22 protein-coding genes are annotated in these 19,697 nt (G+C 51.4%); 17 read left to right on the top strand and 5 right to left on the bottom strand.

The window, feature by feature from the left end; translation table 11 throughout:
- Window positions 1-25 precede the first annotated feature (25 nt).
- Genes T363_RS0101175 through T363_RS0101095 form a run of 17 tightly spaced genes read left to right on the top strand, consistent with a single transcriptional unit; the run spans window position 26 to window position 14,578 of the window.
- The gene (locus T363_RS0101175) at window positions 26-775 is read left to right on the top strand and encodes an OmpA/MotB family protein (RefSeq protein WP_031472435.1); all 750 of its coding nucleotides are present in this window, start codon (window positions 26-28) and stop codon (window positions 773-775) included.
- 33 nt (window positions 776-808) lie between these two features.
- On the top strand, window positions 809-1,840 hold the full coding sequence (locus tag T363_RS0101170; RefSeq protein ID WP_031472433.1) for a flagellar motor switch protein FliM: 1,032 nt from the start codon (window positions 809-811) through the stop codon (window positions 1,838-1,840).
- Between the two features lie 2 nt (window positions 1,841-1,842).
- On the top strand, window positions 1,843-3,111 hold the full coding sequence (gene fliN, locus T363_RS0101165; RefSeq protein WP_031472431.1) for a flagellar motor switch protein FliN: 1,269 nt from the start codon (window positions 1,843-1,845) through the stop codon (window positions 3,109-3,111).
- Window positions 3,112-3,136: 25 nt separating this feature from the next.
- Window positions 3,137-3,502 (top strand): response regulator, encoded by a 366-nt coding sequence (locus T363_RS0101160; protein WP_031472429.1) that lies wholly within the window; start codon window positions 3,137-3,139, stop codon window positions 3,500-3,502.
- Between the two features lies 1 nt (window position 3,503).
- The gene (gene fliO / locus T363_RS14295) at window positions 3,504-3,878 is read left to right on the top strand and encodes a flagellar biosynthetic protein FliO (protein ID WP_051643008.1); all 375 of its coding nucleotides are present in this window, start codon (window positions 3,504-3,506) and stop codon (window positions 3,876-3,878) included.
- Window positions 3,879-3,883: 5 nt separating this feature from the next.
- On the top strand, window positions 3,884-4,549 hold the full coding sequence (gene fliP / locus T363_RS0101150; RefSeq protein WP_031472425.1) for a flagellar type III secretion system pore protein FliP: 666 nt from the start codon (window positions 3,884-3,886) through the stop codon (window positions 4,547-4,549).
- A gap of 24 nt (window positions 4,550-4,573) precedes the next feature.
- Entirely contained in the window at window positions 4,574-4,834 is a 261-nt protein-coding gene (fliQ, locus tag T363_RS0101145; RefSeq protein ID WP_031472423.1) for a flagellar biosynthesis protein FliQ, read from the top strand.
- A 19-nt stretch (window positions 4,835-4,853) separates the two neighbouring features.
- Window positions 4,854-5,624 (top strand): flagellar biosynthetic protein FliR, encoded by a 771-nt coding sequence (locus T363_RS0101140; protein WP_031472421.1) that lies wholly within the window; start codon window positions 4,854-4,856, stop codon window positions 5,622-5,624.
- A gap of 28 nt (window positions 5,625-5,652) precedes the next feature.
- Window positions 5,653-6,723 (top strand): flagellar biosynthesis protein FlhB, encoded by a 1,071-nt coding sequence (gene flhB, locus T363_RS0101135; protein WP_031472419.1) that lies wholly within the window; start codon window positions 5,653-5,655, stop codon window positions 6,721-6,723.
- Window positions 6,724-6,749: 26 nt separating this feature from the next.
- A complete protein-coding gene (flhA, locus tag T363_RS0101130; protein WP_031472417.1) occupies window positions 6,750-8,822 on the top strand; it encodes a flagellar biosynthesis protein FlhA in 2,073 nt (690 codons plus the stop codon).
- A gap of 43 nt (window positions 8,823-8,865) precedes the next feature.
- The gene (locus T363_RS0101125) at window positions 8,866-9,648 is read left to right on the top strand and encodes a sigma-70 family RNA polymerase sigma factor (protein ID WP_031472415.1); all 783 of its coding nucleotides are present in this window, start codon (window positions 8,866-8,868) and stop codon (window positions 9,646-9,648) included.
- 16 nt (window positions 9,649-9,664) lie between these two features.
- The gene (locus T363_RS0101120; protein ID WP_031472413.1) at window positions 9,665-10,420 is read left to right on the top strand and encodes a flagellar hook-basal body protein; all 756 of its coding nucleotides are present in this window, start codon (window positions 9,665-9,667) and stop codon (window positions 10,418-10,420) included.
- A gap of 24 nt (window positions 10,421-10,444) precedes the next feature.
- On the top strand, window positions 10,445-11,161 hold the full coding sequence (locus T363_RS0101115; RefSeq protein WP_031472411.1) for a flagellar hook-basal body complex protein: 717 nt from the start codon (window positions 10,445-10,447) through the stop codon (window positions 11,159-11,161).
- A gap of 15 nt (window positions 11,162-11,176) precedes the next feature.
- The gene (locus tag T363_RS0101110) at window positions 11,177-11,800 is read left to right on the top strand and encodes a chemotaxis protein CheC (protein ID WP_031472409.1); all 624 of its coding nucleotides are present in this window, start codon (window positions 11,177-11,179) and stop codon (window positions 11,798-11,800) included.
- Window positions 11,797-12,276, top strand: coding sequence for a chemotaxis protein CheD (locus T363_RS0101105; RefSeq protein WP_031472407.1), 480 nt, complete (start codon window positions 11,797-11,799; stop codon window positions 12,274-12,276). The genes T363_RS0101110 and T363_RS0101105 overlap by 4 nt, the downstream gene beginning before the upstream one ends.
- A gap of 28 nt (window positions 12,277-12,304) precedes the next feature.
- Window positions 12,305-13,237: a chemotaxis protein gene (locus tag T363_RS0101100; RefSeq protein ID WP_031472405.1), complete on the top strand. Its 933-nt coding sequence runs from the start codon at window positions 12,305-12,307 to the stop codon at window positions 13,235-13,237.
- A 24-nt stretch (window positions 13,238-13,261) separates the two neighbouring features.
- Window positions 13,262-14,578: an EAL and HDOD domain-containing protein gene (locus T363_RS0101095; RefSeq protein ID WP_051643007.1), complete on the top strand. Its 1,317-nt coding sequence runs from the start codon at window positions 13,262-13,264 to the stop codon at window positions 14,576-14,578.
- A gap of 38 nt (window positions 14,579-14,616) precedes the next feature.
- Here the strand turns inward: T363_RS0101095 and T363_RS0101090 are convergent, their stop codons facing one another.
- The 5 genes from T363_RS0101090 to T363_RS0101070 all read right to left on the bottom strand — a co-directional run bounded on the left by T363_RS0101090 (window position 14,617) and on the right by T363_RS0101070 (window position 19,648).
- Window positions 14,617-14,799 (bottom strand): YjfB family protein, encoded by a 183-nt coding sequence (locus T363_RS0101090; RefSeq protein WP_031472401.1) that lies wholly within the window; start codon window positions 14,797-14,799, stop codon window positions 14,617-14,619.
- Between the two features lie 103 nt (window positions 14,800-14,902).
- Complete coding sequence (locus tag T363_RS0101085; protein WP_031472399.1) at window positions 14,903-16,378, bottom strand: flagellin N-terminal helical domain-containing protein; 1,476 nt, start codon at window positions 16,376-16,378, stop codon at window positions 14,903-14,905.
- Window positions 16,379-16,667: 289 nt separating this feature from the next.
- Window positions 16,668-17,009 (bottom strand): bacteriohemerythrin, encoded by a 342-nt coding sequence (locus T363_RS0101080; protein ID WP_242840208.1) that lies wholly within the window; start codon window positions 17,007-17,009, stop codon window positions 16,668-16,670.
- 58 nt (window positions 17,010-17,067) lie between these two features.
- Entirely contained in the window at window positions 17,068-18,882 is a 1,815-nt protein-coding gene (locus tag T363_RS0101075; protein ID WP_051643006.1) for a methyl-accepting chemotaxis protein, read from the bottom strand.
- A 64-nt stretch (window positions 18,883-18,946) separates the two neighbouring features.
- Window positions 18,947-19,648: a cell division ATP-binding protein FtsE gene (locus tag T363_RS0101070; RefSeq protein ID WP_078096857.1), complete on the bottom strand. Its 702-nt coding sequence runs from the start codon at window positions 19,646-19,648 to the stop codon at window positions 18,947-18,949.
- Window positions 19,649-19,697 lie beyond the last annotated feature (49 nt).

Here is a 19,697-nt window from a genome sequence, read left to right as displayed (position 1 = left end):
TGTGGTATAGGAGGGGCGATACGGCATGAAACGAAAAAAAGGCGGCGGTGGCGGCGCAAACTGGATGGATACCTATGGTGATATGGTAACCCTGCTGCTTTGCTTTTTCATTATGCTGTACAGTATGTCGACAATCACTGAAGAAAAGTGGCAGCAGTTTGTGCAGAGTCTCCAGCGGCAGCCCTCTTCGGAGGCTGTGGGAATGGGAGGACAGGATAAGGTGGAAACGACGGAGCAGGATGTGCAGGAGGCGCTGACACAGATTGCAACAGCACTGAATGAGTACAGCACTGAGAATAACCTGCAGCAGCAGATGACCGTCACGCAGGGTGCGGACTATGTATTCATCACCTTCCAAAATGCTGTATTCTTTGCGGGTGACAGTTGGGAGCTGCTTGACAGCGGCAAGCGGATGCTGGATGAGGTGGCCAAGGCAATACAACCGCAGACTAATCTGATTGATGAGCTGCGTGTGATGGGACATACCTCACAGGGCTCTCCTGATAGGGCAAACGATCCGACGGTGGACCGCTTTTTGGCCTCGAACCGTGCGGCAACAGTAACCGTATATCTGCAAAATAAAAATGTGGTTGATGCGGATAAGCTGGTGAGTGTGGGCTATGGACAGTGGCGGCCGATTGATGGCTTCGCTACTGAGGAAGAGCGTTCGCGCAACCGGCGTGTGGAGCTGATGGTTACAGGGCTTGATCCCGGCAGCGCCGAGAACAGCGTGGAGAAATATTTCACCATGCGCGAGGGCACGTTGGAGGAGTAATAACAGTAAGTAGGTAAAAGGATTTGTTATAACATGTCTGAAGTTTTATCACAAAGCCAAATAGATATGCTCCTTAACGCGGCGAGAAACGGTAATATTGACGCGGGAGCGGGGAATGATGCGCAGCCTGAGGAAAAGCGGTATCCAAAATATGATTTCTACAGCCCTAAGAAGTTCACACGCGACAGGCTTAAAATGGTGAGCAGCGTTTTTGAAAGCTATGTCAGGGTGCTGTCTTCGCGGCTGAATGCGATGCTGCATCTGACATGTGATCTCGAAGTCGATTCAGTCGAGGAGCAGCGCTACTACGAGTTTTCCAATGCCTTAAGCGAACGGGATGTGCTTGTGCTGGTACAGGACACGCTGGAGGATACGGGGGAAAAGGAACCGATCCTGTTCCATATCACGACGGGCATCATGGTGAGCATGATGGATCGTATGCTGGGAGGAAACGGCGATGTGGATAGCGAGGTCGGATCGGAATATGAGTATACAGACATAGAGCTTAGGCTGTATACCGATCTCATGCGAAGCATGGTGGACTGTCTGGACAGCGCTTGGAAGAATTATATTGATATTGGATTTCGGTTCAACCGCGTTGAGACTAATCCGACGCTGGTTCAGCTGATCGGGTTGGATGAGGCCGTTGTTATTATTGGTATAACAGTAAAGACGGCTGTCAGCAGCGGGCGCTTCAGTATATGTCTGCCGGGTACCATGCTGAGCGATGTGTTCAGTCAAATGAATCGAGAAACCAGCAGTATGCGTCAGCCCAATAAGCATGACAGCGATGAAATTATGGATTACCTGCGTGCTTCAGAGCTTCCTATTATTGCGGAATTGCAGCACACAACGCTGAGCTTGTCAGATATTTATCATCTGCATGTTGGTGATGTGATAGATTTGGGACAGCCGAAGGATTCAAAGGTATTCCTGAATATAGGGGATAAGCGTTGGTTTGACGGCACCATGGGAGTGTTTCAGAAAAATAAAGCGGTTCGGATCGATAAGACCTATGTGCTGTCTGAAATGGGGCGCTTAGAAGATGAAGGAGAGAGGCAGTAAGAATGGCATCGAGTTTGTTTAGCCCAATGGCGATGGATGCGATTGGAGAGATTTTCAACATCAGTTTGGGTTCTTCTGCAACGGCTGTTTCCAATATGCTGGCGCGGCGTGTGGACATCACAACGCCCACGGTGTCGCTTGTATCCGCCGAAGATTTCACGCTCGGCAATTTGCAGCCTGCAATCGGCGTAAAGATTGATTACATAGCTGGCCTTAGCGGCAGCAATATCATGCTGCTCAAGCGGAGCGATGTGCGGGCGATTGCGGATATCCTGCTGGGAACGGAAACCAAAGATGAGGACTTTCAGATCAATGAGCTGAACATGAGCGCGATCTGTGAGGTCATGAATCAGATGATGGGGGCTGCATCCACCGCAATGTCTGATTTCCTCAGTCGTATGGTAAATATCTCAACGCCGCACGCGTTTGAGATACAGAGCTTGGATGAATTTGTGCAGGAATATTTCCCGGCAGGCGGAACGATGGTTGTTGTCCGCTTTCAGCTTAGTATTGAGAATGCAGTTGAAAGCGAATTTATGAGCGCACTGAGCATGGATCTGGCGCGTGAGCTGCTGGAAGGATTTAATATTGGCGGTGCCGATGTTGGATTGCCGGAGGAGGCATCACCGCAGGCAGCGCCGGCGTCGACCCCGACACCCGCAGCAGAAGAGCCGGCAAGTGCCGGCGCGACATTGAGTCAGGATGAAATCGAAAGGCTGCTGGCACAAACCATGACTGCCGAGGAAAAGCCGGCAGAGGCACCGCCGCAGGCATCCGTACAGCCGGCATCGGCGCAGGAAGTGCCAGTCAAGATGCCGCCGCAGGAAGCGCCATCCGAGATGCCGCAGATGCAAATGCCGCAGATGCCATACCCTCCGTATGGGATGCAGATGCCATATCCTCCCATGTATTATATGCCGCAGCAGCCGGTGGAGCCGAAAACAATCAAGACGAGCAACCCGGCCATGCCCGAACTCGACAACAGGGCGGCGCAGCTTACACAAGAGCAGGAGGGGAATCTAGATCTTCTGATGTCTGTACCGGTGGATGTGTCAGTTGAAATCGGAAGGACGCGCCGGCGGGTAAAGGACATTTTGAATTATACAAAGGGATCCCTCGTTGTGCTGGATCGTTTGGCAGGAGATCGGGCAGATTTGTATGTCAATGGCAAATGCATTGCCAAGGGTGATATTGTAGTGGTTGACGATAACTTCGGCATTCGTATTGCCGAGATCATTGAACCGTTGGAACTGGAAGACCTTAGCAAGTAATTATAAAAAAGGATGGTTTTTAACAATGGCGAAGATTTTACTGGTGGATGATGCGGCTTTTATGCGCATGATGGTCAAGAATACGCTGAGTGAGAACGGCTATACCGACCTGTATGAGGCGAGTGACGGTGCGGAAGCAGTTGCAAAATATGCAGAGCTGAAGCCCGACTTGGTGATTATGGATATTACCATGCCGAATATGGACGGCTTGGAGGCGCTGAAAGCGATTCGTAAAGCGGATCCAAATGCCTCGGTTGTGATGTGCTCAGCAATGGGACAGGAAGCAATGGTAATTGAAGCGATCAAGTCGGGTGCCAAGGATTTCATTGTAAAGCCTTTTAAGCCGGATCGCATTATTAAAACTGTAAGCTCGATCGTGGGTCAGGTCTGATATGCCGCCCTTGCTTTCGCTTGCGGGAATGCTGCTGTGTACAGCTGGTATATTGTTTTTGGCTTATTGGGTAACGCGGAAAATTGGGCTGAGCGGTGGCGTAGGAACTGCGGGCGCGGGCAGCCGGATGCGTGTTCTGGATAGGCTGTCAATAGGGGCTGGGCAGTCGTTGTTGGTTGTCCAGCTTGGTGAACAGTGCTTTGTTCTGGGCGTGTCCAAGGAGCAGATCAGCCTGATTGCCGAGTTGTCGGAGGAACAGTCGCAGCTATGGAAGAAAGCGGCTGCGGCGCATAAGGCTGATGCCGCTCCGGCGGCTTTTTTTGAGACGCTTTCCCGCAAGCTGCATGGAAGAGATAATCAGAATAAGGGGGGATAAGGAACATGCCTGAGGGACTGATCAATGTAAATGGCGATAACGTCCAAACGCTGGAGGTATTGTTCCTTACCACAGTCATCGCGCTGCTGCCGTCCATTCTGGTTATGATGACTTCCTTTACCCGGATCATCATTTCACTGTCGTTTCTGCGCAGTGCGATGGGGACACAGCAGAATCCGCCTAATATGGTGTTGGTAGGGATCGCGTTGTTTTTAACACTGTTCATTATGAACCCGGTTTTAACAGAGATACAAAAAAACGCATATGAGCCCTACAAGCAGCAGACAATCACGCAGGAGCAGGCGTTGGATCGTGCGGAGGTTCCGCTTAAGCGTTTTATGCTGCGGCAGACCGAGCAGTCCTCACTGAATATGTTCTGTGATCTGGCGCAGGTGGATGCGCCTGTGTCCGAGGAAGAAGCCATGGAGCTATCCATGCGGGTGGTCGTTCCATCCTATATGACGAGTGAACTGAAGCGTGCATTTGAGATTGGTTTCTTTCTGTATATTCCCTTTATGCTGATAGATATTGTGGTTTCTTCCACATTGATGAGCATGGGCATGATTATGCTCCCACCGGCGATGATCTCCATGCCGTTCAAACTGCTGTTGTTTGTTACAGTGGATGGATGGCAGCTGTTGTTTTCCACGCTGGCGCAGGGGTTTCGATAGCAGTAGTGAAAGGCGGGTGCCACAGTGGATCAAAATCAGGTGTTGGATATTCTGCGGCAGGGGATGTGGGTTGCAGTCAAAATCGGTGGACCAATGCTGATTGCAAGTATGGCGGTCGGTATACTGGTTGCCATTTTTCAGGCGGCAACGCAGATCCATGAGCAGACACTTTCGTTTGTACCGAAGCTGATCCTGATCGCAGTATTCTGTATGGCGGGCGGCGGATGGATGCTGCATACCATGCAGGACTTTACAAGAATGATTTTCACACAAATGCTGGGATAGGCGCACAGGGAGCAAAAAGATGATAGATGAGGCGGGGCTGACATTGTTCCTGTATATCCTGATGCGGATGACAGGCTTTGTTCTTTTCAATCCGCTCTGGGGACGGACAAATGTGCCGGCTATGGTCAAGGCTGGAATGAGCCTTGTGATGGCGGTCTTTGTCGGTGCATTTGCCGCACAGGAGGCGGTGGCTGTGCCGGCAACGGTAATTGAACTTGCGCTGCGGCTTTTATTGGAGCTTGCACTGGGCTATCTGGTTGCGGTGGTCATGCATTGTTTCTTTTATGTACCGCTTCTGACAGGACATATGATTGATGCGCAAATGGGTATGAATATGTCCGAAAGCTACGATCCCGCAATGGGGACCAATGTATCCCTTACTTCGACCCTGTTGAATATCATGTTCGTCCTGCTTTTTTTCTCTGCGGGAGGACATATTACACTGTTGCGTATTTTACTTGATTCAGGCCGAATTATTCCATTCGGATCGGCCGTATTAGGAGAGCAGGCGGTTACAAGCCTTCTGGAGCTGTTTGCTTCCTGTACAGTGCTGGCACTTAAGCTCAGTCTGCCTGTTTTGGCTGCAGAACTGATCGGACAGCTGGGAATGGGTATTCTGATGAAAGTAATACCGCAGATCAATGTATTTGCTATCAATTTTGAATTAAAGATTTTGCTTGGGCTGCTGCTTGTAACGTTGTTCATGCCGCTGATGGGGGAATCCCTTTTAGGTATGGAAAAGCAAATGCTGGTAGCTATTGAGCAGATGATGAAAACGACAATATTGTAGTACTGCGGCCGGAAAGGGGGGAGCGGGCATGGCGGCTGGAGAAAAAACCGAAAAAGCGACACCAAAACGACGGCGTGACGAACGAAAAAAGGGCAATGTATTGATGAGCCGCGATGTGGTTGCTGTGGCGACTCTGTTTGCCAGCTATGTGACGCTTCGCATTGGCTTGCCGCTGATAGCAGAGGCCATGGCCTCGCTGGTGCGCTTCTGCATTGGGCTGACGGGGAGCCTGCCGACCGGCGGCGCGAGCGCCATAGGGGCTGAACTGAAAGCACAGTCTATGATGGCGTTGGCGCGGTCTGTCGCGCTTCCTCTTCTGATTACGATACTGGCAGCGGTTGTCGCAACATTTGCACAGACAAAGCTTCTGGTGTCATTTGAGGCGCTTCGGCCCAAATTCAGCAGGCTGAATCCCTTACAGGGGATTAAGCGGCTTTTTTCACTGAAAAGTATTATAGAGGCTCTAAAAGGCGTGCTGAAAATTGCGATACTGCTGTTTTTGATTTATCGCTTTGTGAAAGGTGCGCTTTTAAGGTTTTCCCAGTATATGCATATGGATCTGGCACAATCGATTCAATCTATGCTGGAGTTGGGGCTTGATTTGCTGCTGAAGGTTGCGGTAGCGTTTCTGGTGCTTTCTTTTTTTGATTACCTGTATCAATGGTGGGAATTTGAGCGACAGCTTAAAATGTCCAAGCAGGAGATAAAAGAAGAATATAAGCAGATGGAAGGCGATCCGCAAATTAAGGGAAAAATTAGGGAGCTACAGCGAAGGATGGCGCGGTCGCGTATGATGCAGGCTGTGCCGGGTTCGGATGTAGTCATCCGAAATCCGACGCATTTTGCGGTTGCACTGCGTTATCGCGTTGGGCAGGATGCAGCGCCGGTTGTAGTTGCCAAGGGGCAGGATGAACTTGCCCTGCGAATTGTGGCCGTAGCGGAACAAAGCGGTGTTGCGGTGGTTGAAAATAAGCCATTGGCGCGGGCGTTGTATGCATCGGCTGAGGTTGGGCAGATGATACCGGCAGAGCAATATGGGCCGGTGGCAGATGTGTTGGTTTATATTTACAAGCTGAATCATAAAAATCCGGTTGGTTAAAGGTACGGGGAAGAAACGGTGAAACGATGAAACGAATTTTTGACAATGTCATATCTGTGTTCGTGGTGGTCGTTGTGCTGTTTCTTCTGATTCCGCTGCCGCCATTCATGCTGGATGTATTTTTTATTCTGAATATTTCGTTATCGTTAATCATCCTGCTGATTACGATGAATATTAAGGAGCCGCTGGAATTTTCAATTTTCCCGTCGCTTTTGCTGATTACAACGCTGTTCCGTCTGGGTCTGAATGTTTCCTCAACGCGCCTGATCCTGTCTGAGCAGGGCGAAGCGGGACAGGTCATCAAGGTCTTTGGTGAATTCGTTATTCAAGGCAATGTAGTGATCGGTGTTATCATATTCCTGATCATTGTATTGATGCAGTTCATTGTTATTACCAAGGGTGCGGAACGTGTGGCGGAAGTTGCGGCACGTTTTACACTGGATGCCATGCCCGGAAAGCAGATGGCGATTGATGCAGACTTATCCTCCGGCATTATAAACGAGCAGGACGCCCGGCGCCAGCGCGCGAAGATCCAGAGGGAAGCAGACTTTTACGGTGCAATGGATGGCGCGACCAAAATTGTAAAAGGTGATGCGATCATGTCGATCATCATCACTTCGATCAACTTTATCGCGGGATCAATTATCGGTATCGTACAGTCCGGCATGGAGCTGAGCGATGTTCTCAGCATTTATTCGATCGCAACGATTGGCGATGGTCTGGTATCGCAGCTGCCGGCGCTGATGATTTCTACAGCTACCGGCATGATTGTAACCCGTTCGGTTGCGGACGGAAGCTTGAACAACGATGTGATCCGTCAGTTTCTGGCGCAGCCGCGCGCGCTTTCGATCGCAGGGCTGATACTTGCCATATTTGCGGTTCTTCCCGGTACGCCGCATGTTCAGCTCATTTTGATCTCAGCCGTACTGTTTCTGGTCAGCCGGCGGGTTACCAGTCAGATGGAGACACTGGAACGGCAGCAGCAAGAACTGCCGGCTGCACAAGAAGCAGCAAAGCGTGAGGCCGAAGCGCAGCAATCCGAGATGGATTACTATAAAGATATTAATAATGTGTACTCGCTGATCAATATTGAACCGATCGAAATGGAATTTGGATATAGCTTGATCCCGCTGGTTGATGAAGCAAGCGGTGGCAAGCTGATCAGCCGCATTGTTATTTTCCGGCGCCAATATGCACAGGATATGGGCTTTGTTGTGCCGTCTATCCGCTTGCGTGATGTGGCAATGCTGGGAACCAATCAATATGTCATCAAGATCAAAGGCGAAGAAGTGGCGCGCGGCGAGATCCTGACGGATTATTATCTTGCGTTGGAGCCGCCAAATCCCGCCGGGGAAATCGACGGAATCGAAACCATAGAGCCCTCCTATGGGATCCCCTCTCGGTGGATTCTGCCTGAAAATAAGGAAATGGCGGAAATTTATGGTTATACAGTAATCGATCCTCTTTCGGTAATGCTGACACACTTGTCGGAAACGATTAAAAAGCACACTTACGAAATTCTGAACCGTGCGGAAACCATACAGCTGGTGGATAACATGAAGAGAATTGCCCCACAGTTGGTCGAAGAGGCGTTCCCCAACGTTGTTTCATATGCAATGCTGGAGAAAATCCTGAAAAACCTGCTGAAAGAGGGGATACCAATTAAGGATATGGTGACGATTGTCGAGACGGTTGTGGATGCAGTGGCGATTACCAGAGATACGGACTTGATTACCGAAAGTGTGCGCGCTCAGTTGAAGCGGACGATTACGCACCGGTTCTGCGAGGATGGAAAGCTGAATGTAATCACGCTGGATGCAGAAGTGGAGAAGAAGATCGTAGCAAGTCTGACGAAAAACGAACAGGGCGTTTACCTTGCTCTGGGACCCGAGCTGATGCAAAAGTTGTTGTCTCAGTTGGGAGAATATGTGAAAAAGTTCGCCGAGTTTTCGCAGAAGCCGATCCTGTTGACCAGTCATATCATCCGGATATACTTGAGCAGACTGCTGGAACAGTTTTATCCGGATATAACGGTGCTTTCCTTTAACGAGATTATTACAAACGTGCAGATACAGTCGCTGGGAAACGTTACGCTTTGATCTGGCATCGCCCGGCAGATGAGAGAGGACGGGAAGAAGCGTTTTGGAAGAACAGAAACGGTGGGCGGAGCTGTCGAACGAGGCGCTGCTCGAAGAGTATAAGCAGTCTGGTGATAAGGAACTGAAAAATGTTCTGGTGATGCGGTATGCCTATCTTGTAAAAAATGTGGCATTAAAGCTGCGAGGGGTTTATGCCAGCTTCGCACAGGTCGATGATATGATTAACGAGGGGATCATCCTTTTAATGAACGCCTTGGATAAATTTGATCTGAGCCAGAATGTAAAGTTTGAAACCTTTATATGTAAACGCTTGCGCGGCATGATTATTGATGTAGCGCGTAAACAGGACTGGATCCCCCGGTCTGTGCGCCGGCACATGCGGGAGATCGATGAGGCCAACGGACACTTATATGCACGGCTTGGCAGAGCGCCAACCGATCAGGAGGTAGCTGGACATCTGGGTATCAGTGTGGAGCGCTATCAGGCAGAGCTTGCCAAGACCGCCTTGTGCAATGTGCTTTCTTTGGATATGATGCTGGATGAAAATGACTCTGACACACTGGTGAAAAAGCTTCCGCAGAGCGACGCGGATGCCCAGCCGGAGGAGCGTTATCAGAAGAAAGAGATGCAGAAGGTCTTGCGTGACAGCATTGCAGATCTGCGGGAAAACGAGCAGATTGTTTTGTCATTGTATTATCAGAAAATGCTGCAGATGAAAGAGATAGCAAAGGTGCTTGGTGTCAGTGAGCCTCGCGTTTCTCAAATCCATTCCAATGCGATTAGGAAGCTCCGAACCGCAATGACAGCCTATATATACGATACATAATCAGGGAGGAATTGCAGTGTATAAAGGATTTTACGATCTGACCTCGGCCATGCTTACGCAGACGAGGAATCTGGATGTGGTCGGTAATAACATGAGCAATACTGCCACTACGGGCTATAAGGCAGATCGCTATGCGGACACGACATTTGATGAGGTCATGCGCAGCCGGGTGGGAAACAAGCAGAAAGCTCCGCAGGCATTGGGTACAACGACGAGTTATATCACAGCACTTGACGAGGTATATACTGATCACTCTCAGGGAGGGTTGGAGCCGACAGGGCTGCCGTTCGACTTCGCCATAGAAGGGGAAGGATATTTTGCCGTTCAAAGTGCGGCCGGGCGGGTATATACGCGAAACGGCTCGTTTATGCTGGACAATCAGGGGTATCTCTATCTTGCCGGACAAGGGCGCGTGCTGGGGCAAAATGGACAGCCCATCTATCTTGGAACAGATCATATCACTACTTTAGCTGACGGCACGATTACGGGAGCAGACGGGCGTGTGCTGGGTACTTTGGGCGTGTTTGCATTTGCCGATCCGGCACAGGCTCTGGAAAAGACGGGGGAGGGGATGTTCACCTCTAACATCCAGCCGCAGGCCGCAGGCAATATGATCATTCATCATAAAATGATCGAGCGCTCTAATATTGACTTGGTGCAGCAGATGACGGAGATGATAACCTGCCAACGGGCTTTGCAGAGTGCATCGCAGATGAGCAAAATGTATGATCAGCTTATGACGAAGACTTCAACCGAGCTTGGCCGTGTTTAATAAATCGAAAGGGAGCGTTAAAGCATGAATCAGTCCTTTTATGCCGCTTCAGTTGCGGCATCACAGCAACAGAAACGGCTGAATGTAACAGCTAATAATCTGGCAAACGTCAATAATGCCGGATTTAAAGCGGAAAAAACGCAATTTTCCGATCTGCTGTATCGAAACTGGACGGGGCCTGACAATGCCGTTCTGCCGCGTGGATCGGGCAGCCGCATGATTCAGACGGCAACGGATTTTTCCCAGGGTGCCATGATGACGCGCGAGTCCGGACAAAACTACGGCATAGAGGGACGAGGCTTTTTTGCACTGCTGAATCCACAGAGCAATGAAATTTGCTATACGCGCTCCGGCGCTTTCCATTGGGGAAGCGTACAGCGCGAAGGGCAGGCTGTGTTCTACCTGTGCGACAGCGATGGATATTATGTGCTGGATCAAAACCGGCAGCCGATTGCGTTGACCAATGGTGCGGAAGCGGCGTATCCTGTGGGCGTATTCGATTTTGCCAATACAGACGGGATGCAGCATTTGGGTTCTAACAAGCTGCTTCCGGTTGCAAAGAACGGCGCGCCGCTGCCAGCAACAGGCAAGGCGATGAAAGGCGTATTGGAAGCATCTAATACAGACATTGCAACGGAGTTCGGCAAGGTGATTGAAGCGCAGCGTTCTTTTTCCTATGCGCTGAAGATGCTGCAGACACAAGATGAAGTGGAATCAACAATCAATGGATTAAGAACCTGATAGGAGAGCAAGTACGTGAATTTGCGAAAATATGAGGAAATGAATTCACAGCAGATCGATGCCCTGCGCGAGGTCGGCAGTATCGGGACGGGAAGTGCTGCGACCGCCTTATCCGCATTGCTGGGCTGCGAGGTGCGTATTCCCCTGCCGGAGGTTCAGGTGCTGGAGTTCAACGACGCGGTAGAAAAGCTGGGTGGTTTTGAAACCGTTTCTGCGGGCATTATCTCCAGCCTGAGCGGAGAGATCAATGGGTTAATGCTGGCGCTGGTGCAGCTGGACGCGATCAATCTGATCTTGAAGCACATTATGGGAAAGCAGATCACCGGCTATGACGAGCTGACAGAACTAGAGGATTCAGCGGTTATCGAGGTGGGGAATATACTGATCTCATCTTTTGTTAATGCGCTGTCTGAGCTGTCCGGTGTCAAAATCGTGCCATCCGTGCCGCAGTTGACGATTGATATGCAAGGCGCGATCATTACCGTACCAATGGTGGCCTGTGGCAATCAGTCGGATTATATTATGTTGATTGGCGGCAGCTTTCTGGTGGAGGGGAAGGAGCTTCCCTGTCGGCTGCTCCTTGCACCGGATGTACGCTCGCTGAATTATCTTCTGCACAGGTTGGGAATTGACGGATGAATAAGCTGACAGTCGGCATTGCCGATATGAAAATAGCACGCGACGAAGGCGTTTTGATTACCTATGCATTAGGCTCCTGCATAGGCATCTGCCTTTATGACCCGTTTATCAGATTGGGGGCGCTGGTGCATATTATGCTGCCGCTGAATATGGAAGCGAACCGTACCTCGCCGCTGAAGTATGCGGACACCGGGATACGGTTGACGATTAGCCAGATGGAACAAAGAGGTGCGCGGCGCTCACGTCTGGTAGCAAAAATCGCGGGCGGGGCGAAAATGTTTGACGTGGCAGGCAACGGGAGTCTGGGCAGCATCGGGCAAAGGAATATCGACAGTGTGCATCAGGTGCTACAGCAGGAGCATGTTCGGCTACTGCGGGAGGATGTCGGCGGACGAAGTGCACGTACGTTGTTATTTGATGTTGCCACTGGAGAGGGCTGCATCAAAGTCGTCGGTAAACCGGAGAAAATACTTTGACATAACAGCGATCAAAGGAGTGGGAATTATGCAGGAAAATAAGCGTGGCAACATTTTGCTGGAATCGGGAACCAATGAAATTGAAATCATGCAGTTTACGGTTGATGATAACCTGTATGGCATTAATGTTGCGAAGGTGCGTGAGATCATGATGAGCGTGCCGGTAAAAGCAATGCCGCATGCGCATCCCGCGGTGGAAGGAATATTTAAGCCGCGCGATGTTGTGCTGACCGTGGTGGATCTTCCCTTTTATCTGACAGGGCAGCATTCCAAGCCGAATCCCAAGGATTTGTTTATCGTTACCAATTTCAATAAAATGTATATTGCATTCCGCGTGCATACGGTGGTAGGGATCAGCCGTATTTCGTGGACAGATATCCAGAAGCCGGATAAAACGGTTTCCGGCGGCGAGGAAGGCGTGGCCACAGGCATTGCCCAGTGTGAAGGCCAACTGGTGACCGTGCTTGATTTTGAACGGATCGTTGCGGAAATAGCGCCCGAAACCACGATTCAGATATCCGAAATCGAAAGAAAGGGAGCGCGCGCACAGCGCAGCTGCCCGGTGCTGGTGGCGGAGGATTCGATCCTGCTGTCGCGCATGATTCAGGATTCACTCGAGAAGGCAGGATATACCAACCTGCACATGTTCGCAAACGGGCAGGAGCTGTGGGACTATCTCGAACCGCTGGCAGAAGAGCCGGGGAATCTGGAAAAGCATGCCGCGCTGGTTATCACCGATATTGAAATGCCCAGCATGGACGGACACAGGCTGACCAAGCTGATCAAATCCGACCCGGTGCTGCGCGAGATACCGGTCATCATTTTCTCATCGCTGGTGACGGAGGAAATGCGTGTGAAGGGAAAGGAGCTTGGCGCGGACGAGCAGCTCTCCAAGCCGGAGATCGGACATCTGGTGGATGTGATGGACGGCTTGCTGGATAAAAAGAAGCAGGAACGGTAAAAGCGGCCAAAGGGGGTATATTCCATGGTAAAAAATAAATATATTGTCCGGCAGGCGATTAAGGACGCGGACAGCCATGTATTGGGATATGAAATTATGTATTCCAACGGAAATGAAGCATACGGCGGGGATACCGGGGAGGATGCTGCTGCTGCGGAAGCAATTTACGACTTCCTGATGCAGAACTCTGAAAAAGCCCTCAAGGATTCCTGTACATTTATGACCTTTACCAGCTCCTTGCTGGCGCGCCGCACACCGCACCTGTTTAAGAATGACTCGCTCATTATTCAGATTGATGACAGTGCAATCATCCATCCTTTTGCCATGCATCTGGTACAGCAGTATGCAAAGGAAGGCTATCAGATTGCAGTTAACGATTTTCAGTTTGCGCCGCGCTATCTGGGGATGTTGGAATATATCTCCTATATCAAGCTCAACATGCACACAACAGGCGGCAACTCGGCGGAAAATGTTATGCGCGTGGCGCACAGCATGAATAAGCGCGTGATTGCCACGGGCGTGGATGACCAGCAGACGTTCGATCTGGCCAAAAAACTGGGCGTTTATGGTATGCAGGGAGCATTTGTGGCGGATAAGCTGGCAAATAAGGTGCATCAAAGCGGCTATCTGCGTAGCAATTTCTTCCGTTTGGTTGTTGCGGTTACACGCGAGGAGCCTGATGTGCAGGAAATTGAGCAGATCATTTCTATGGATGTTACACTGACTTACAGCCTGCTTAAAATTGCAAACTCGGCTTATTTTGCACGCCGGACACAGACGACCTCCGTCCAGCAGGCGATTATGACCCTTGGACTGAACCAGATCAAACGCTGGGTATACCTGCTCAGCGCGGGCGACCAGAGCGCGCAGGAGCTGGAGGATTCCGAAGAGTTTATCAAGCGGTCGTTCATGCGCGCAAGCTTTGCGGGCGAGCTGCACCGGTATATGAAGGACAAGCCGCTGACCCGTTCGGAGGCCTATCTGCTTGGTATGTTCTCTACACTGGGCTACCTGATCGATGCGCCGATGGAGGATATCCTTTCGGATATCCCGATGGTGGACGAACTGCGCAGCGCACTGCTGCGGCATGAAGGAATTGCGGGCAAGCTGCTCGACCTGATCATCAGCTATGAGAAGGCGGACTGGAAGCAGATTACGGAAAACGCAGAAGAGCTGGGAATACCGGCAAACCTGCTTACAACCATTTACTTCGACTGCATGGAAGAAGTGAACCGGATGTGGGAGCAGATGCTCCACCCGGCTGTGAGCGAAGAGGAGGCCGTGGATGCACAGGCGGCGCTGGCCGCGCAGCCGGACGGCGGAAGCACAGGGGAAGCATAAAAAAATGGGAGGTACGGCGCCGTACCTCCCATTTTTTTTTACGCATAGGTGTTGATATGCTCGCCCACGCCCGGCTGGGGTGGAAGCATCTGCAAAAGCTCCTGTGCGGCAAGCTCCGCGGAGTCCATCGACTTTTTGACAATCGAGATCGATACGCTCTGCTGCAGCTCAGCCGCGTGCATGGAAACCGAAAGACCTGCGATATCGCTCATCATACTCATTTGTGATTACCTCCTCTTTAACAGGGGCATAAATGCAGGAAAGCACGCGGAAATGCGTGCTTTCCTATTGGTGTACAGGATAAATACTGTACAATAAAATTGCTTACTGGAGAAGCTGGAGAACGCCCTGCGGCACCTGGTTGGCCTGCGCCAGCATTGCCTGCGCGGACTGCACCAGAATGTTGTTCTTGGTGTAAGCCATCATCTCGTCGGCCACGTCGGTGTCGCGGATGGTGGACTCGGCGTCCTGAATGTTCTCGGTCATGACGGACAGGTTATTCTGGGTGTGCTCCAGACGGTTCTGGGTAGCGCCCAGCGTACCGCGGATAGAGGATACGGTGTTGATCGCGTCCTTGATGGACTTAACCGCAGCCTGTGCAGCATCCTGAGAAGCAACGCTGACACCATTCAGACCGAGCGCCTGTACATGTACGTCGCCGATCTTAACGGTCATCTGGTTGTAATCATCAGACGTATCGCCGATCTGCAGGGTCAGGCCAGCACCATTCTGATCAGCGGTAAACATAAACTTACCACCATCATTCTTTACGCTGATGCCCGTGCCGTCCAATGCAGCATTCAGTGCTGCAACAGTGGCATCGGGATCCTTACCCAGAACAACAGCCGTTGCACCATCGATTGAGGTCTTGTCGCCAGCCTTGTTGACAAACTCATAGGTCTTGCCGTTCAACGTGATGCTATCGTTTGCGCGCACACCAGCGATATTGTCGACTGTGGTTTTTGCGTTTGTACCCGCGGTAACAGCTGCATTCGTAGCAGTAATAACACCAGTATCATCACTGCTCATGGAGACAACCTTAGCACCCTTTTCGCCAGTGACCTTGGAAGTCAGCTCAACCTTAGCGGCAGTTCCGCCAACGTCAAAAATGGCAGACAGCTCGGCATTTTTGGAAATGGCATCTCGGATTGCAGTGGCTTGATTGTTCGCACCGGTAGTATTCTTAACGTTATAGGTCAACTCAACCTTTTTCAGGCTGCCGTCCGCAGTTGCATATTCTACCGTAAGCTTGTGATCGCCTGTCGTACCAGCAGCCGCAACTGTAATGTCAGACTTGGCACCAGTAGCAGCCACATTCGTGATGGTACCATCAGCACCACCAATGGTAGCAGAAGTCAAATCAACCTTGGACTCAGCCAGCGAGCCGTCGAGCAGCTTGATGCCGTTGAAGTTTGCGGAATCAGCGATGCGGTCGATTTCAGTCTTGAGCTGGTCTACTTCCTTCTGCAGGTTGTCACGGTCAACCTCGTTATCGTAGGTGCCGTTGGCGGACTGGGTAGCCAGCTCTACCATACGGTTGAGCATGTCCTGTACTTCCTGCATTGCGCCCTCACCGGTCTTTACCAGCGAGATACCGTCCTTTACGTTCTTCTGCGCGGTTTGCAAGCCAGTGATCTGCGCACGCATCTTCTCGGAAATAGCCAGACCTGCCGCATCGTCGCCCGCGCGGTTGATCTTGTAGCCCGAGGAGAGCTTCTCGAGGTTCTTGGACAGTGCCGAGGTGTTGTTGTTGTAGTTGCGGTAGGCGTTCATCGCCATGATGTTATGCTGAATACGCATAATTTTTGTTCCTCCTTGATCATTACAGGGAAATTCCATTTTCCCCAACAAATGTGGTTCTGCCACATCCCGTGAGCTCAAACAGGACAGGGCAGAAGTGCTCCTGCGGCGGGCGGCGCCGCCCGCAAGCCGCGCCAAGGGGTTATGCGTGCCCCAATGGCTGCCGCTGTTGGCTTACATATAGATTATCGGCAGGGCAATACGCAAAATAAGCCTGCAAATAAAAAATATGGCGTAATTTCAAAAATAAACACCCGCCAAACGGCGGGTGTTGGAAAATTGGGTGGCTTTACGAGTTTTTGCGGACATGCGCGGCTACACGTTTATCTTCCCTGCGGATGTGGTTCAGCAAAACGTTAACCTGCTGGGTTAGGCTTTGCAGATTTTCCATCGTTGCGCCCGAGCGTTCGATGACGTCCACCGCTTCACGGAGCTGCTTTTTGTAATTCACATGGAAGGTATGGTGTGCATCGTAGTGCGGATAATGGTACTGCTTTTGCAGTGCTTCCTCGTCCCCAAAATGCTTGGCGACATAGTCGGCAAGGAACTGTGCGGTTTTATGCATGGAGTCCCGTCCGCGACCCGAGGCGCAGGCGTCCAGCAGGTTGTTGATTGCATCGAACAACTGCACGTGCTCAGAGTCGATCAGCTCGTTGCCGCTGACCAGATCCGGGGTAAGCGAATAGCGCTTAGTACTTATCGGAGTCCTCGGTGAAGGGTTGGGGGACTGCGGCGGGGCTGCGAAAGGTTTCCCCCTGATCGGGGGACTGACCTCCTGCATGAAGGTTGCCGCCGATTTCTGCCGGAGAAGCCGAAGCAGAGGAACCGTTTACACGGAAAGCGGAGAAGATCTGCCGCATGATATTCGCCTGAGAGGAAAGCTCCTCGCTGGCCGCCGCGGATTCTTCGCTCGTTGCGGAGTTGGTCTGTACCACTGTGGAGATCTGGTCGATGCCCTGCATGATCTGGTCGATGGACTCGGATTCATGCTCTGCGGCCTCGGCGATTCGGCTGATCTGCTCAACCGACTGCGTGGTCAGCTCGGCGCTCTGCGTAATGGAATCCGCCGCGGTACGGGCGATCTCGGAGCCGTTTTCCACAGCCTTGATCGAGGATTCGATCAGAGCGGTCGTGTTGCTGGCGGCTTCTGCGCTCTTGGTAGCGAGGTTGCGCACTTCGTCGGCAACAACCGCAAAGCCCTTGCCCGCAGAACCGGCGCGTGCGGCTTCTACCGCAGCGTTGAGCGCCAGAATATTGGTCTGGAAGGAGATATCTTCGATCGTTTTGATGATCTTGCCGATCTCCTGCGAGGTAGCAGTGATCTCGTTCATGGCTTCGATCATCTTGGTCATCTGCTCTTGGCTTGCAATGTTCTGATGACCGGCCTTGTCCGCGTTTTCCTTCGCCACGCGCGCAGATTCGGCGTTTTCACGGGCGGCATTGGCAATGTCGTTAATGGTAGAGGAAAGCTCTTCTATCGCGCTGGCCTGCTCGGTAGCGCCCTGTGCAAGCGCCTGTGCGCCGTTGGAAACCTGCTCGGAACCGGCGGATACCTGATCGACCGAGGACATCGCGTTGGAGATCATATTGCCCAAGGTAGAGATCACCGAAGAAAGGTTGTCGGACACGGTTTGCAGCGCACCGGGGAAATTGCCGCTGACGGTAAGCGAAAAGTCGCCGTTGGACATGCCGGTGGTCACGCGTGCCACCTCGCCGATGGAGTCCTTCAGCACGGTCTGGCAGATATGGAGCGCAGAGGAGATTTCACCAACCTCGTCGCGGGATTCATAGGTAACCGGGCGGTCAAGGTCGCCCTCGCTCATCGCAACAATCGCATCGCGCGCTTCGGACAGCGGTACGCGGATAGAGCGGATGATCTTAACAGCAAAGATGATCGTAAGCGCAAGGAAGATCACCGTCATAGCAATAAAGATCGTAGCGAGCGTTACAACATTCTTGGTTTCGTTGTCGTTAAGGGTCTGGATTGCGCGCTGCAGTTCGGTGGTATAGGCGTTGGCTGCCTCGGCCTGCGCCGTCAGGGCCGGTGTGCACTCCATCTGCAGGATGCTGGTGGCCGAATCGAAATCATCTTTGTCGATCGCAGCTGTGATTCTGGGAAGAACCTTTAACCAGCTTTCCGAAGTGGCGATGACCTTGTCAATCGCATTGGCATCCATACACTTGGCGTTGTTTTCCTGCAGGTAAGCAAGGGTAGCATTCAGATTGCTGAGGGCTTTATTCAGCCCCTCCTGATTCCAAGAGTAATTGGACTTGTCCGTATCGAGCACCATGTCGCGCGCATAGCGGGCGGCGGTATTGATATAGACCTGCGATTCGAGTGCCTTGGTTTCAAGCTGAAGCTCGCCGCCAATCAGGTCGGTGTAACGGTTGTTGATTGAAAAGGTTGCAATCAGTGCAAAGATAACCAGTATCAATGACAGAATAATCGGTATGGCAAAACCGACGATGAGTCGCGCGCTGATGCGCATGTTTTTCAGCTTCATTTTGCGAAATTCCTCCTGAGCATAAAATGAAATTATAAAAAATGAAATTATGAAAAACGGCAGCTTAATGTAACTCGCCGTATTTTCCTTTTTCGACGTCCCCTGCAACTCGTCCAGCAACCAGCGTAACGACACGTCGGCACATAATATTGACGAAATTTTTAGCATGGGTCGCCATAACGATGGTTGTACCGCGGCGGTTGATCTCATTCAAAATGTTCATGATATCCCAGCCGGTATCATCATCCAGATTAGCGGTGATCTCATCCAAAAGCAGAATGTGCGGGTTGCAGATAATGGCCCGTGCAAGCTCGACCAGCTTAATTTGTCCGCCGGACAGCATATATGGATAGGCGTCCGCCATATTGCGCATACCAACAATGGAAAGAGCCTTCATGGTATTCTCCAGAATGATCCGATGGGAAACGCCCATGGCTCGCTGGACGATTTCAAGGTTTTCACCAATCGTTTTTTTACGAATGAGCGCCGGCTCCTGCCATACCTGTCCAATCCGGCGGCGGTACAATGGGCGCCGCCACTGCGGTATGCGGTTGACCTGCTGTCCTTCTACCCATATGGTGCCCGACTCCGGCGTGATGTGGTTGGCAAGCAGGCGGAGAAGCGTTGTTTTTCCCGCGCCGCTGCTGCCGATCAGAAAAACAAATTCTCCGGGTTCAATCGAAAGCGAAAGTTCGTCGATTGCGGCAAAGCGGCGCTTTTCATTCATAAAATACTTGCTTACATGGTCAAATTCGATCTGGGACACGCGTTGTTCCTCCGGAAAAATACAAAATGGTGGTCAAGAATGGACAAAA

It is taken from the genome of Agathobaculum desmolans ATCC 43058 (assembly GCF_000701665.1).
GTDB lineage: Bacteria > Bacillota > Clostridia > Oscillospirales > Butyricicoccaceae > Agathobaculum > Agathobaculum desmolans.
Note: the sequence above shows the minus strand (reverse complement) of the source record. Positions and strands in the feature narration are given on the sequence as shown.

Excerpts from the sequence above, each read along its gene's own strand:
- flhA (WP_031472417.1), top strand. The coding sequence starts at position 6,750 with ATGAAACGAATTTTTGACAATGTCATATCTGTGTTCGTGGTGGTCGTT.
- flhB (WP_031472419.1), top strand. The coding sequence starts at position 5,653 with ATGGCGGCTGGAGAAAAAACCGAAAAAGCGACACCAAAACGACGGCGT.
- T363_RS0101090 (WP_031472401.1), bottom strand. The coding sequence starts at position 14,799 with ATGAGTATGATGAGCGATATCGCAGGTCTTTCGGTTTCCATGCACGCG.
- fliN (WP_031472431.1), top strand. The coding sequence starts at position 1,843 with ATGGCATCGAGTTTGTTTAGCCCAATGGCGATGGATGCGATTGGAGAG.
- fliO (WP_051643008.1), top strand. The coding sequence starts at position 3,504 with ATGCCGCCCTTGCTTTCGCTTGCGGGAATGCTGCTGTGTACAGCTGGT.
- T363_RS0101100 (WP_031472405.1), top strand. The coding sequence starts at position 12,305 with ATGCAGGAAAATAAGCGTGGCAACATTTTGCTGGAATCGGGAACCAAT.
- T363_RS0101170 (WP_031472433.1), top strand. The coding sequence starts at position 809 with ATGTCTGAAGTTTTATCACAAAGCCAAATAGATATGCTCCTTAACGCG.
- T363_RS0101175 (WP_031472435.1), top strand. The coding sequence starts at position 26 with ATGAAACGAAAAAAAGGCGGCGGTGGCGGCGCAAACTGGATGGATACC.
- T363_RS0101075 (WP_051643006.1), bottom strand. The coding sequence starts at position 18,882 with ATGAAGCTGAAAAACATGCGCATCAGCGCGCGACTCATCGTCGGTTTT.
- T363_RS0101085 (WP_031472399.1), bottom strand. The coding sequence starts at position 16,378 with ATGCGTATTCAGCATAACATCATGGCGATGAACGCCTACCGCAACTAC.
- T363_RS0101160 (WP_031472429.1), top strand. The coding sequence starts at position 3,137 with ATGGCGAAGATTTTACTGGTGGATGATGCGGCTTTTATGCGCATGATG.
- T363_RS0101105 (WP_031472407.1), top strand. The coding sequence starts at position 11,797 with ATGAATAAGCTGACAGTCGGCATTGCCGATATGAAAATAGCACGCGAC.
- T363_RS0101115 (WP_031472411.1), top strand. The coding sequence starts at position 10,445 with ATGAATCAGTCCTTTTATGCCGCTTCAGTTGCGGCATCACAGCAACAG.
- T363_RS0101095 (WP_051643007.1), top strand. The coding sequence starts at position 13,262 with ATGGTAAAAAATAAATATATTGTCCGGCAGGCGATTAAGGACGCGGAC.
- fliP (WP_031472425.1), top strand. The coding sequence starts at position 3,884 with ATGCCTGAGGGACTGATCAATGTAAATGGCGATAACGTCCAAACGCTG.
- T363_RS0101140 (WP_031472421.1), top strand. The coding sequence starts at position 4,854 with ATGATAGATGAGGCGGGGCTGACATTGTTCCTGTATATCCTGATGCGG.